The organism is Priestia sp. HNGD-A6 (assembly GCF_045784335.1).
Classification (GTDB): Bacteria; Bacillota; Bacilli; order Bacillales; family Bacillaceae_H; genus Priestia; species Priestia zanthoxyli.
Window position 1 is genome coordinate 3,116,479 of the sequence record NZ_CP138621.1, and the last position, 13,522, is coordinate 3,130,000.

The following is a 13,522-nucleotide window of genomic DNA, read 5'->3' on the forward strand; positions in this document are numbered from 1 at the left end:
AATAAATAGAAACTCGTCACAAAATCCATAAAAAAAACATAAAAAAATTTTTTTAGACGTATAAAAATCAGGTGAAATTGTCACTCTAAGAGTGAGGTGATGGAAATGTATAGGAAACAAATAACCATCAGTTTTCTCATTTTTAGCGCATTATGTATGAGCGGATTTGTACTGAATAATCACTTAGAAATGAAAGAAGAAAACAGGATGCTACTCACTTCTAAAAACGAAGCTGAAAATTCTATATCAATAGACTCTTCCCTGTTAAAAGCTTCTTATAAACCGAGACAATATGTAAAGATAGGTGAAATGAACTATATTTCACCATCCGGTAAGCAAATGAAAAACGATTGAAGACCACTCTTTAGTCGTTTTTTATTTGCTTATTATTTGCGTAATCGTGCATGAATTACGTTTTTTAATCAAAGAACATTAGTTGACTTCATAACTGAATTTATCGTTAAATAAAAGGGTACATACAATGATTGCAGTTTCAACAAACTATAATGATTGTGTCAAATTGTAAGTGGATTCCCTTGAATTCAGCTAACAGTTTCGATAAAGTGGAAAATAAAGATATTTTAATGGAGGAACAGACTATGACACATGTTCGTTTTGACTATTCAAACGCGTTATCATTTTTTGGTGAACATGAACTTACATACTTACGTGATGCCGTGAAAGTAGCTCACCATTCAATTCATGAAAAAACAGGTGCTGGGAACGACTTTTTAGGATGGGTAGACCTTCCTACGGAGTATGACAAAGAAGAATTTGCACGCATTCAAAAAAGTGCAGAAAAAATTAAATCGGATTCAGATGTATTAATTGTTATTGGTATTGGAGGATCTTACTTAGGTGCTCGTGCTGCTATTGAAATGCTTCAGCATTCATTCTATAACACATTATCAAAAGAACAGCGTAAAACTCCGCAAGTTATTTTTGCTGGTAACAACATCAGCTCAACATACATGAAAGACCTAATGGATGTTTTACAAGATAAAGATTTCTCTATTAATGTTATTTCAAAATCTGGTACAACAACAGAACCGGCGATTGCTTTCCGTATCTTCCGTAAATTATTAGAAGAGAAATACGGCAAAGAAGAAGCACGCAAGCGTATTTATGCAACAACAGATAAAGCGCGCGGCGCATTAAAAACATTAGCGGACGAAGAAGGCTATGAAACATTTGTTATTCCAGATGATGTAGGCGGCCGTTATTCTGTATTAACAGCGGTTGGCTTATTACCAATCGCCGCTGCAGGTCTTGATATCGAACAAATGATGAAAGGGGCAGCTGATGCTCAAGAAGCATTTTCATCATCAGAGCTAGAAGAGAACCCAGCTTATCAATATGCTGTAGCTCGTAATGTTCTTTATAATAAAGGAAAAACAATTGAAATGCTGATTAACTATGAGCCAGCTCTTCAGTACTTTGCTGAGTGGTGGAAACAGTTATTTGGTGAAAGTGAAGGAAAAGACCAAAAAGGTATTTACCCTTCATCTGCTAACTTCTCAACGGATCTTCATTCTTTAGGTCAATATGTACAAGAAGGTCGCCGTGATATTTTTGAAACAATTGTACAAGTTCAAGATTCTCGTCATGAGCTAACAATTGAAGAAGATGCAGCGGACTTAGATGGACTAAATTACTTAGCTGGTGAAACAGTTGACTTTGTAAATAAAAAAGCGTTCCAAGGTACAATGCTTGCTCACACAGACGGAGGCGTTCCAAACTTAGTTGTGAACATTCCAGCGCTAGATGAGTATACATTTGGATATGTTGTATATTTCTTCGAAAAAGCATGCGCAATCAGCGGCTATTTATTAGGCGTAAACCCATTTGATCAGCCGGGAGTAGAAGCATACAAAGTAAATATGTTTGCTCTTCTTGGAAAACCTGGTTTTGAAGAGAAAAAAGCAGAATTAGAAAAGCGTTTGAAATAAATAAAAAGTTCACCTTCTTGTTAGAAGGTGAACTTTTTTGCTTTTGAGATAAAGGATAAAAAGCTGGAAAAAGGACATGTTAAAACAGAGGAGGGATAAGATGATTGAATTATCTTCAAGATTAGACGGCACATTATTCAAGCTTTATGAATTAGAAAAAACGCTTAAGCCGCTTGGGTATAACATTGGAGGAAATTGGGATTATGATCATGGTTCATTCGACTATAAGATGAATGATGAAGTCGGCTATCAGTTTTTACGCATCCCGTTTACAGCTACGAATGGAGAACTGGATTCTAAAGGAACAACCGTACAGATTGGTACGCCATTTTTACTTTCACATAAGTATCAAATTGGCTTAGATGACAATGTTCACAATGGAAACGTGGGTGCTTCATTTAACCAGTTTGCAGAACCCCAAGACGCAGACGCTTCATTTCCAGAAAAGTATATCAGCTTAGGAGAAGAGCTAATTAGAGAGGCAGAAGAGGCGCTGCTTCAATAATTGAAAGGATTATTCTTTTCTTAAACTCTCTAATTTTTTCACAAAAATATGTTCGTACATGACCTGACTAATCAACTCGTTTGTTTTAATCATTTCATTTACCCCTAAATTTTGCGCATTTTGAATATGCTTTTTTGTTAACAGTTCAACGATGCTGTAAATAGAAGGGTTCAATCCTTGCAGAGCGACTAGCGTAACAATCGTATTCATGTCTGCATATTCTTCTGTCTTATGCTGATCGGCAGTAATCAGCACTTTTTTTGCGCACCGAGCATTGGCAAGTTCTAATACCTCATAGTGAGAGGGACTTCCTTTAATAAAATGAACGCGATCACAGATCATGGGGTTTTTAGTCAGAGAGTCGTCGATAAGAACAATGTCTTCTTTATGAAATGCGTCGCGATAAGACTCTAGCACGAGTTTGGCGCGCTCATTCCACCCCACAACGATGAAGTGATCTTTTCCATAAAACTTTAAATTCCCTTCCAAATAAGCGCTCTCAGCGGAAACAGCAATTTTAGAAAGCGTGACAAAATAAGTAGTAATAAATCCCGTTCCAACCAGGACTAAAATAATTGCAGCTAACCTTCCAATCGTAGTGGTGGGAGCAAAATCACCGTACCCTATAGTAGAGATTGTAATAATAACCCACCAAATTCCTTCAAACACATTCCCAAACGTTTGCGGCTCTAGGAAATGTATAAGCATGCCGAAAAGTAAAACAAGGCAGCCGATAATAAAAAGAAGCCGCACTAAAATAGAACGACGAAAAAGTCGGAATAATAGCCATTCCATCATAAAAAAACCTCCAGTGATTAGTCATAGCCACAGTATGACCATTTTTCACTGAAGGTATAAGATATCTTTATCTTTTTACTTCGTAATATTCAATCCATTCTTTGTCTGGACCGTAGAAAAATAAGTATCTTGCTCCATTTGGCAAAGTTACAATGTTTTCTTCCACAAATGAAACGCCTGCTGATTTTAAACGCTCAAACTCCTCTTCAATTCCATCTACTGCCAGCGCAAAATGATGAACTTTACCTTCACTAGGTAAGCTTGAGTTATACCCTTGAATTAACTCTACGATTACATTGCCTTCTAAACCTAGAAAAGCTAGCTTCAAAGACGGATCGGTATGTGGTAGTGTTTCGATGAGCTCCAACCCCACTTTTTGTGTATAGAACTCAATAGATTCTTCTATATCCTTTACTTGAACGCCTACATGTTCAAATTTTAAAATTGCCATATGCATCACCCGTATCTATAGTATGTAAAAACTATGAAATATATTAAAGAGAAAGGATAGATAAGTCAAGATAGGGCTGCTTATCAGGAAAGGGCTCTTAAATCATATTTTTGCTGGAGTGAATAGGGTAGAGGCTTCCATCAAGAGCAAACGAAATTTTACCTGTTTCTTCAGATACAACTAAAATTAATGCATCCGATTTTTCCGACATTCCAATTGCTGCACGGTGACGTGTTCCCAACTTTTTGTTCGTTGAAATAATAGACGAGAGAGGTAAAACATTAGCAGCTGAAATAAGCTGATTATTTCTAATTAGGACGGCTCCGTCATGTAAGGGTGTCCCTGGATAGAACAGTGTCTCAACTAGCGTAGCGCTGACAGGAGCTTGAATAGGCATTCCTTTTTGAATAAGAGGATCAACATTTTGTTCCCGTTCAATGACAATTAAAGCGCCGTGACGTTTCTCAGAGAGGTTATGAATAGCTAGGGACAGAGCAGCGTATTCAAATGTATAAGGCGATAAGTAATGACGCAAGTAATAAGAGGCGGCCGTAGCTTGAACATCTTGAAATAACCTTCTCATCTCCTCAAAATCACATAAAATACAATGATCACTCGTGTCTAAATGTTTAATTAAATTAGAGGCTTCAGTTGAAATCTGCTGTAAATATGTTCGCACATTATTTTTAATTGTATCGTCTAATTGAAAGGGTTGTCTCTCCATCTTATATAGCTCCTATCTGTCAGTCAGTGTTATCTGTAATGTGTGCTAATGTGAGTGAATTATCCGTAAAGCTCATAAATCCGTTATTAATTTTATAGAGAGATTTTGCATTTTATTTAGCAAGAGAACATAAAAAGTCGGGGAAAAAAGAAAGCGTTTTATAAACTGATATGTTCACATTTGGGTTAAATTTACATATGTTGTTTTAAATAAAAGTATAGATATTTCTGTGAATTTAAAGTATAGTTTTCTTATCGGATATATAATTTTTAATGTTGACAAATATTCTAAATATGCTAAAATTTTTAAAAAATGCTTATCAAGAGTGGTGGAGGGATCTGGCCCGCTGAACCCCGGCAACCTGCTTAGCAAGGTGCTAATTCCAGCAAAGTGTGTATCATTTTGAAAGATAAGGTGAAAATTATTGCCTACCCAGTCTTTCAATACGGAAGACTTTTTATTTTGATATAGCGCAAGAGATATTTTGAGGAGGGACAACGATGACTGTAAACCCCGACTTAAAACAAACCTTTGAACACGCCGAAGCAAAGTAAGAATTAAATAGTTTCGCTGACTAGACACACTAGAGGCGGTTTTATCCAATTCTAGTGGGTAAAACCGTCTTTTTTTATTGGATAACGCGGATAACTAAGAATTGGAGTGGAGAAAATGGCAGACTTATATACGTACGAAAACTGGAGCGATACATTTCCAGAGTTCGACAGTAAAGATGAAACAAAAGGAGCCCTTTCAGCATTGCAGTGGGCGTATGATACCTACGGAGATTCAATTATTTATGCGTCAAGCTTTGGGATCGAAGGAATCGTGTTAATTGATTTAATTTCAAAAGTGAAAAAAGATGCTGAAATTGTCTTTTTAGATACAGGGGTTCATTTTAAAGAAACATATGAAGTGATTGATGCAATTAAAGAACGCTTCCCTGATTTACGTATTCATATGAAAAAGCCGGATTTAACTCTTGCAGAACAAGCTGAAAAACATGGAGATGAGCTTTGGAAGAGTCAGCCTAACCTATGCTGTCAAATTCGAAAAATCATTCCGCTAAGAGAATCCCTTGCTCCTTATGATGCGTGGATTTCTGGTTTGAGACGTGAGCAGTCTGAGTCTCGTGCCAACACGAATTATTTTAATAAAGATGAGAAATTCAAGAAGGTGAAAGTTTGTCCGTTAATTCATTGGTCATGGAAAGAAATTTGGCGTTATGTGTATAAGCATGATTTGCCATACAACAAACTTCATGATCAAGGCTACCCAAGTATCGGCTGTGAGCCCTGTACCGCACCTGCCTATAATGTAGACGATTTACGTTCAGGAAGATGGGCAGGTACACAAAAAGTGGAGTGCGGATTACACGAATCTTAAATACGAAAGAGCTGAATAAATGATGCTTTTATATGTTGCCTTTATCATTGCGCTTTTTTTTGCAATGAATATTGGGGCAAGCGGTGCAGCAGCTGCTATGGGCGTTTCATACGGCTCCGGTGCAATTAAAAAGCGAAGAGTGGCCCTGTTCATCTGTGCTGTAGGAATTGTGCTCGGAGCTGTTACCGGAGGCGGTGAGGTGGTAAAAACCATCAGTTCAGGTATCATACCTGAAAAACTGCTGTCAGTAGAATTAGTTATTATCATTCTGGCTGCTGCAACGCTGTCACTCTTTTTCGCGAATTTGATTGGTATCCCTTTATCAACAAGTGAAGTAACAGTTGGCTCAGTTGTTGGAGTAGGGGTAGCTTATCAATCTCTGTATGTAGAAAAACTTTTAATTGTCATGTCTTTTTGGATTATTGTTCCGCTAGTTTCATTTGTTATTGCTTTTTTGATTGGGAAAGTGATAAAGCGCAGAGCGCATAAAAAAGAAGCAGAGGGAAAGTGGAAAAGAGTTTTAACGATTTTAGTTATTGCAACGGGATTCTTTGAAGCCTTCTCAGCTGGAATGAACAATGTGGCAAATGCTGTCGGTCCTCTAGTAGGAGCTGGATTAATGGATGCTACAACGGGTGTCATAGCAGGAGGATTGGCGGTGGCGCTCGGAGCTCTTTTACTAGGAGGCCGAGTTATTGAAACAAACGGAAAAAAAATTACTCGCTATTCTGTAGGAGAAGGCTGTATTATCTCGGGTACTGGTGCTTCTCTTGTTACAGTCGCTTCACTGTTTGGTTTGCCAGTACCGCTTACACAGGTCACTACGTCTTCTATTATTGGAATAGGCGCAGCGAAAACGGGATTTACGAAAGAACAGCGAGAAGTGGTCATTCAAATGTTAAAGGTTTGGGTGGTATCCCCTGTATTTTCACTCGTAATCTCATATGTTCTTGTGAAATTAGTACTTGAAAGCGACTTATATTCATTTGTGGTGCTAGCTAGTGGATGTATTGCTACAGGAGGTATTCTAAGCTTAGCTAGAACGACTAGAAGAAAAAGAGCAAGCCTGCAGTCGGAAAAAGAAAAAATGACTGCGTGATTCAAGTGCTTTTTATTATATTGTGTTAATTACTTAAGGAGGATTTTACAAAATGACAACAATTCAAGCACACGGTGGAGAATTAATTAATTTATATCAACCAACATATGACTACACGTCACTAACAAAAGAAATTGAAGTAGACAACATGGCTCTAAGCGATTTAGAACTAATTGGAATTGGTGCTTATAGCCCAATTACGGGGTTTTTAGGAGAAAAAGATTATCAATCAGTTGTTGAAAATATGCGTCTAGCAGATGGAACTGTATGGAGTATTCCTATTACTCTTCCCGTAACAGAAGAGCAGGCTAAAGAATTAAACATTGGCGACAAAGTAAAACTAGTTCAAAGCGGTGTGACATATGGTGTTTTAGAAGTTTCTGAAGTATATACGCCAAATAAAGAAAAAGAAGCGGAAAATGTGTACCGCACAGCAGAACTTGCCCACCCTGGTGTGAAGAAAATGATGGAACGCCCAAATGTATATGTAGCAGGTCCAATCGTACTTGTAGAACGTACACCTAAAACGCGTTTTGAAAAGTATTACCTAGATCCAACTGAAACAAGAGCAGCATTTGAAGAGCGCGGTTGGAAAACGGTTGTTGGATTCCAAACTCGTAACCCTGTTCACCGTGCGCATGAGTATATTCAAAAAACAGCATTAGAAATTGTAGACGGCCTGTTTTTAAATCCACTTGTAGGAGAAACAAAGTCAGATGATATCCCAGCAGATATCCGTATGGAAAGTTATGAAGTACTTTTAGAGAACTATTATCCTAGCGATCGTGTAGCTTTGGCAGTTTTCCCTGCTGCAATGCGCTATGCTGGACCTAGAGAAGCTATTTTCCATGCAATGGTTCGAAAAAACTTTGGATGCACGCATTTCATTGTAGGCCGTGACCACGCTGGTGTTGGTGACTACTACGGAACATATGATGCACAAAAAATCTTCAGTAACTTTACGGCAGATGAATTAGGAATTACACCTTTATTTTTTGAACACAGCTTCTACTGCAAGAAGTGTGAAGCGATGGCATCAACGAAAACATGCCCTCACAGCAAGGAAGATCATATGATTCTATCTGGTACCAAGGTACGTGAAATGCTTCGTAACGGAGAAGTGCCACCAAGCACATTCAGCCGTAAAGAAGTAATTGAAGTGTTAATTAAGGGATTAGCAAAACAAAAAGTATCTTCAAAATAAGGAGCGGTTGAAGTGAGTAAATCAACAAACATTACGTGGCATGATGCTGGAATTACAAAACAGGAAAGACGCGAGCAAAATAATCATCACAGTTTTGTATTATGGTTTACGGGCCTTTCGGGTTCAGGTAAATCTACCGTAGCAAACGCAGTGGCAAAAGCGCTTTTTGATAAAAATATTCGCAATTATGTATTAGATGGTGACAATGTTCGTTTTGGCTTAAACAAGAATTTAGGGTTTTCTGCTGAAGATCGTACAGAAAATATCCGCCGTATCGGTGAGGTTTCTAAGCTGTTCGTAGACAGCGGTCAAGTGGTACTAACAGCATTTATCTCTCCATTCCAAGAAGATCGCGCTCAAGTGCGTGAGATCTTAGAGGGGAATGAATTTTTGGAAGTATACGTAGAGTGTCCGTTAGAAGAATGTGAAAAAAGAGATCCAAAAGGCCTTTACAAAAAAGCAAGAAGCGGAGAAATCCGTGATTTTACAGGAATTGATTCTCCCTATGAGTCACCTGCTAATCCTGAAGTAACAATTAATACAAGTACACAGTCTGTAGAAGAATGTGTACAAACTGTTATTGAATATTTATCTAACCGAAAATTCATCTAAATGACAGCGGACTTTGTCCGCTGTTCTAATTCAAATTAAAATTTGGGAGCGCTGCGGAGACGTGGAAATGATGGAAGGGTGAAAGGCATTCATGGGGAAAGTATATCTAGTCGGTGCAGGACCAGGAGATCCAGATTTAATTACATTAAAAGGGTTGAAAGCAATTCAGCAAGCAGATGTTATCTTATATGATCGTTTAGTGAATAAGGACCTGCTGGAGTATGCTAAAAGTGATGCTGATATTATTTACTGCGGAAAGCTTCCAAACTACCATACCCTCAAGCAAGAAACAATCAATAACTTTTTAGTGAAATTCGCTAAAAAGGGGAAAATTGTAACGCGCTTAAAAGGCGGAGATCCATTTGTTTTCGGACGCGGAGGGGAAGAAGCAGAAGCTCTCGTGCAACAGGGCATTTCATTTGAAATTGTTCCAGGAATTACATCAGGTATCGCAGCTGCTGCTTATGCAGGAATCCCTGTCACTCACCGGGAATACAGCGCAAGCTTTGCTTTTGTAGCAGGACACCGTAAAGACAGCGAGCATGATGCAATCAAATGGGATAGCCTAGCCAAAGGTGTAGATACTCTTGCCATTTATATGGGAGTGAGGAACTTACCGTACATTTGCCAACAGTTAATGGAACATGGAAAAACCTCAGCTACGCCAATTGCATTGATTCACTGGGGCACATGTGCGGACCAGCGCACTGTAACTGGAACTCTTGGTACAATTGTTGATATTGTTAAAGAAGAACAAATTGAAAATCCCAGTATGATTATCGTTGGTGAAGTTGTAAATTTTCATGACCGATTGAATTGGTTTGAGAAGACTGGACAGCATTACTATTCGTATGCACAAGAAGCTTACTAAAGAGGTTGATTATATGGATGCAGTTTTATATGTTTGCCATGGCAGCCGCGTAAAAGAAGGCGCTGATCAGGCAGTTGCTTTTATTGAAAGATGTAAAAAAAATCTAGATGTACCGATTCAAGAAGTTTGTTTCCTAGAGCTAGCTTACCCTACTATTGAACAAGGATTTGAAGCGTGTATTGAACAAGGTGCTACTCGTATTGCCATTGTGCCGCTGCTGTTATTAACAGCTGCCCATGCAAAACATGATATACCTGAAGAAATACACAAAGTATATGAACGCTATCCACAAGTAGAAGTACTGTACGGAGAACCGTTCGGCGTAGACGAACGAATTGTTGATATCTTAGTAGAGAGAATCAATGAAACCAATGTGGATAAGCATGAAGATTCGATGGTATTGCTGGTCGGCAGAGGAAGCAGTGATCCTGCTGTAAAAAAAGATTTTAACGAAATAGCTCAACTGCTAAAAGGTAAAGGAGCTTTTAAAGAAGTGAGCACATGCTATTTAGCTGCCGCTGCCCCTAATTTAAAAGAAGGCCTGCACCTTGCTAAACAAACTTCGTATAAGCAAGTATTCGTTCTCCCGTACCTTTTGTTTACCGGTATTTTAATGAACGAAATTAAGGAAGAATTGGAGCAGTTATCAACAGATGACCAGCAGTTTATCTTAGCAAACTACCTAGGTTATCATGATGGACTTGCACACATTTTAAGTCATCAAGTAAAAACGTTATTATCGAGCAGAGGAAATCAATACGATGTATACCGTTATGCTTGATTTAAAGGATCGTTCGGTCTTAGTAGTTGGAGGCGGAACAATCGCAACTCGTAGAATTAAAGGTTTTTTACAAGAAGGAGCAGCCATTACAGTGGTTGCTCCAACTGTTTCAGCTGAAATAAATGAGTGGGAAGCTAAGAATCAGCTGTGTGTAAAAAGAAAAAAAGTAGGAGAAGAAGACTTACTTAATGTTTTTTTTATTGTTGTAGCTACAAATGATAAAGCTGTGAATAAGTTCGTTAAGCAGCATATTAAAAATGATCAGTTGGTTAATATGGCCAGCGGTTTTTCCGATGGAAATATTCAAATTCCTGCACAGTTTTCTAGAGGGAGATTATCGCTGGCAATATCCACAGATGGCGCTAGTCCTTTGTTGACAAAACGAATAAAAGAAGAATTATCTTCGAATTATGATGAGAGTTACACACAGTATACACAGTTTTTGTACGAATGCCGAGTTCTTATCCACAGATTGAATGTGTCAAAGAGCCGTAAACATGAGTTGTTAACAGAAATTATCGATGATCAATACCGGCTGTCTCTAGTAAAACAGAGGGAATTTTTACAACAGATTGAAAATGTATAAATAAAAAAACGGCCAATTGGCCGTTTTTTATTTATACATTTTCAACTTCAATGCTACGAATACCGCTGATTTTTTGAATCTCGTAATACACTTCTGTAGTAGGACGCTGATTATTAACTGACACTTTCATACGTATATATAATTCATTGGTGTCTAAATCTTTGATTCGAATATTTTTTATTGTAATATTCTTTTCTCTAATGCTGTTAGTTGTATCAAAAATATTGTGCTTATCAGCCAGCTTAAGTTGAAGAATAAGCTCTTTCTCGCGCAGTTGCCTAGGCCCTAGAATAGTAATAAGGAAAGGGAGAAGTTCAACGCTGATGATGAGCAGTACAACTCCGGTAATAGCTTCGGGATAAAACCCTGCACCTACAGCAATACCTATACCTGCTGCCCCCCAGATAATAGCGGCTGTTGTAAGCCCAGAGATGCTGTCATTTTCTTTTCGTAAAATAACACCCGCTCCTAAAAAACCAATTCCAGAAACAATTTGAGCAGCCAGACGAAGCGGGTCCATTGTGACATGATCACCTTTATTAAAAATTTGAGAAGACTCAATCGAAACAATCGTGAGTAAACAGCTAATAATGGAAATTACGAGAGATGTTTTTAAACCAACAGGCTTTCGTTTTAGTTCCCTTTCAATTCCAATAATAAGACCAAGTACAGCAGAAATACCTAATTTGAGCAACATTTCATTTTCCATTATTTTCACCTATTTCAATAGACATTGTTGTTTATATCTGTATGAAAGAAGAAAAACAGATATGTATCAGTATAGTAAACTTTTCTTCATAATGACAGGTGAAATTCGAAAAAATCTGATTATTTATAAAGCGCTACGATCGTTTCTTTTAATTTATATTTTTGAATCTTGCCGGATGCCGTCATGGGAAAGTCGTCTATAAAATAAATATGTTCGGGAATTTTGAAATGAGCAAGCTTACCTTTGCAAAAGTCTTTGATTTCTTGAGCGGTAAGAAAAGAATCTTGCTTGAGTTTAATGCATGCAGCAACTCGTTCTCCATACTTTGGATCAGGAATACCGACAATTTGCACATCTTCTACCTCGGGTAATCTATATAAAAACTCTTCAATTTCTCTTGGGTAAATGTTTTCTCCACCTCTAATAATCATATCTTTTAGACGTCCTGTAATTTTTACATAGCCATCTTTATCGATGGTAGCTAAATCTCCTGTATGTAGCCAGCCCTCTACAATTGTTTTTTCTGTTTCTTCCGGCATTTTGTAATATCCTTTCATTGTTAAATATCCTTTTGCACAAAGTTCTCCTTGTTCTCCAAAAGAAGCTTGTTTACCTGTAATTGGATTAATAATTTGAATCTGTACATGATCATGTACTTTGCCAACCGTTTGTACTCGCCGCTCGATAGAATCAGTTGGGGTTGTTTGGGTGATTACAGGAGATGTTTCGGTTTGACCATAGGCGATGGTAATTTCGCTGATACCCATGTCATTTATGACTCGTTTCATTACTTCTGCTGGACAATTAGAACCAGCCATGATTCCTGTGCGAAGAGTAGATAAGTCATATTGATTAAACTCAAGTGCATTTAATTCCGCAATAAACATAGTTGGTACACCGTGAAGCGCTGTACATTTTTCTTTCTCTACGGTGCGTAAAACAGAGGAAGGCTGAAATTCAATAATCGGTAGCATAGTAGCACCTACGGATACGCATGCTAGAACGCCCAGTACACATCCAAAACAATGAAAGAAAGGAACTGGGATGCATAAGCGGTCTTCGTTAGTCAGTTTCATAGACTGAGCAACTAAAAAGCCGTTATTTACTATATTATGGTGACTTAGCATAACTCCTTTTGGAAAACCTGTTGTTCCGGAAGTATATTGCATATTGATAACTTCATGGATATGTAGGGATTGCTCATACTTATCGAGCACCTCATCCGATACCATTGAGCTACTCATTAAGAACTCGTTCCAAGAAGTATGTTCGCTTGATTCACTTAAGTTTATAAGATGTTTTAGATTGGGAAGATTATGTTCAATACCGGTGATAATAGACGTATAAGAAGTGCTTTTAAATTCATCAATGAAAAATAGCGCTGCTGTATCAGAATGCCTCAATACATACTCTAATTCAGAGGATTGGTAGCTTGTATTAAGGGTAACCAAAACAGTGCCTATTCTAGCTGCTGCGAATTGCAGAAGTAACCATTCCGGCACATTTGTAGCCCAGATAGCGATATGATCGCCTTTTTTGAGACCGGTGGCTAGAAGTGCCTTTGCAACTCGAGAGGTTTCTTGATAAAACTCTGCGTACGTATAGCGAATATTTTGTTCAGAGTAGATAACCGCTTCTTGATGCCCAAACTTTTTTGTACTTTCTTTTAAAAGTTCTCCAACCGTTACTTCAAGCAATGGTTTCATTTGGTTTCCTCCTTGAATAATGTTAAAGTATATATGAAAGCGTTTTCTAAAAGTAGTTTATCAAATTTAAAGAAAGTGTTCCAAAAAATCATTCGACAAATTCCTTCACTGTCCATCGCACGTATGAAGAAGGGGGGAGCTGAG

General features: G+C 37.9%; 15 protein-coding genes and 1 riboswitch. Of the genes, 10 read left to right on the forward strand and 5 right to left on the reverse strand.

Features of this window, described 5'->3' with window-relative positions:
* The first annotated feature begins 105 nt into the window (after positions 1-105).
* The 3 genes from SCI76_RS15845 to SCI76_RS15855 all read left to right on the forward strand — a co-directional run bounded on the left by SCI76_RS15845 (position 106) and on the right by SCI76_RS15855 (position 2,454).
* Positions 106-354 (forward strand): hypothetical protein, encoded by a 249-nt coding sequence (locus SCI76_RS15845; protein ID WP_231099262.1) that lies wholly within the window; start codon positions 106-108, stop codon positions 352-354.
* A 245-nt stretch (positions 355-599) separates the two neighbouring features.
* Positions 600-1,949 (forward strand): glucose-6-phosphate isomerase, encoded by a 1,350-nt coding sequence (locus SCI76_RS15850; RefSeq protein ID WP_013059589.1) that lies wholly within the window; start codon positions 600-602, stop codon positions 1,947-1,949.
* 100 nt (positions 1,950-2,049) lie between these two features.
* Positions 2,050-2,454: a YugN-like family protein gene (locus tag SCI76_RS15855; RefSeq protein WP_033580473.1), complete on the forward strand. Its 405-nt coding sequence runs from the start codon at positions 2,050-2,052 to the stop codon at positions 2,452-2,454.
* Between the two features lie 9 nt (positions 2,455-2,463).
* Here the strand turns inward: SCI76_RS15855 and SCI76_RS15860 are convergent, their stop codons facing one another.
* The 3 genes from SCI76_RS15860 to cdaS form a co-directional block, all read right to left on the reverse strand.
* Positions 2,464-3,252 (reverse strand): potassium channel family protein, encoded by a 789-nt coding sequence (locus SCI76_RS15860; RefSeq protein WP_033580474.1) that lies wholly within the window; start codon positions 3,250-3,252, stop codon positions 2,464-2,466.
* Positions 3,253-3,319: 67 nt separating this feature from the next.
* Positions 3,320-3,703, reverse strand: coding sequence for a VOC family protein (locus tag SCI76_RS15865; protein ID WP_033580475.1), 384 nt, complete (start codon positions 3,701-3,703; stop codon positions 3,320-3,322).
* Positions 3,704-3,800: 97 nt separating this feature from the next.
* A complete protein-coding gene (cdaS, locus tag SCI76_RS15870; RefSeq protein WP_028412605.1) occupies positions 3,801-4,427 on the reverse strand; it encodes a sporulation-specific diadenylate cyclase CdaS in 627 nt (208 codons plus the stop codon).
* Between the two features lie 313 nt (positions 4,428-4,740).
* A riboswitch (SAM riboswitch) is annotated at positions 4,741-4,843 on the forward strand.
* A gap of 253 nt (positions 4,844-5,096) precedes the next feature.
* On the opposite strand from cdaS, the gene SCI76_RS15875 reads away from it, so the two are divergent.
* From SCI76_RS15875 to SCI76_RS15905, 7 genes are all read left to right on the forward strand, one after another.
* Positions 5,097-5,810: a phosphoadenylyl-sulfate reductase gene (locus tag SCI76_RS15875; RefSeq protein ID WP_028412604.1), complete on the forward strand. Its 714-nt coding sequence runs from the start codon at positions 5,097-5,099 to the stop codon at positions 5,808-5,810.
* Positions 5,811-5,829: 19 nt separating this feature from the next.
* The gene (locus SCI76_RS15880; protein ID WP_080754495.1) at positions 5,830-6,909 is read left to right on the forward strand and encodes an inorganic phosphate transporter; all 1,080 of its coding nucleotides are present in this window, start codon (positions 5,830-5,832) and stop codon (positions 6,907-6,909) included.
* Positions 6,910-6,961: 52 nt separating this feature from the next.
* Positions 6,962-8,113 carry a sulfate adenylyltransferase gene (gene sat / locus SCI76_RS15885; protein ID WP_014457931.1) on the forward strand — a complete coding sequence of 384 codons (1,152 nt, stop codon included), beginning with the start codon at positions 6,962-6,964 and terminating at the stop codon, positions 8,111-8,113.
* Between the two features lie 12 nt (positions 8,114-8,125).
* The gene (gene cysC / locus SCI76_RS15890; protein ID WP_028412601.1) at positions 8,126-8,725 is read left to right on the forward strand and encodes an adenylyl-sulfate kinase; all 600 of its coding nucleotides are present in this window, start codon (positions 8,126-8,128) and stop codon (positions 8,723-8,725) included.
* Between the two features lie 91 nt (positions 8,726-8,816).
* Positions 8,817-9,596 carry a uroporphyrinogen-III C-methyltransferase gene (cobA, locus tag SCI76_RS15895; protein ID WP_033580477.1) on the forward strand — a complete coding sequence of 260 codons (780 nt, stop codon included), beginning with the start codon at positions 8,817-8,819 and terminating at the stop codon, positions 9,594-9,596.
* Between the two features lie 13 nt (positions 9,597-9,609).
* Positions 9,610-10,377: a sirohydrochlorin chelatase gene (locus tag SCI76_RS15900; RefSeq protein ID WP_033580478.1), complete on the forward strand. Its 768-nt coding sequence runs from the start codon at positions 9,610-9,612 to the stop codon at positions 10,375-10,377.
* The gene (locus SCI76_RS15905; protein ID WP_182028586.1) at positions 10,358-10,963 is read left to right on the forward strand and encodes an NAD(P)-binding protein; all 606 of its coding nucleotides are present in this window, start codon (positions 10,358-10,360) and stop codon (positions 10,961-10,963) included. Before SCI76_RS15900 ends, SCI76_RS15905 begins: the two co-directional genes overlap by 20 nt.
* Before the next feature lie 31 nt (positions 10,964-10,994).
* Here the strand turns inward: SCI76_RS15905 and SCI76_RS15910 are convergent, their stop codons facing one another.
* Together SCI76_RS15910 and SCI76_RS15915 are read right to left on the reverse strand one after the other, a co-directional pair.
* On the reverse strand, positions 10,995-11,672 hold the full coding sequence (locus SCI76_RS15910) for an MgtC/SapB family protein (RefSeq protein ID WP_048021865.1): 678 nt from the start codon (positions 11,670-11,672) through the stop codon (positions 10,995-10,997).
* Between the two features lie 119 nt (positions 11,673-11,791).
* Entirely contained in the window at positions 11,792-13,378 is a 1,587-nt protein-coding gene (locus SCI76_RS15915) for an AMP-binding protein (protein ID WP_275210658.1), read from the reverse strand.
* Positions 13,379-13,522 lie beyond the last annotated feature (144 nt).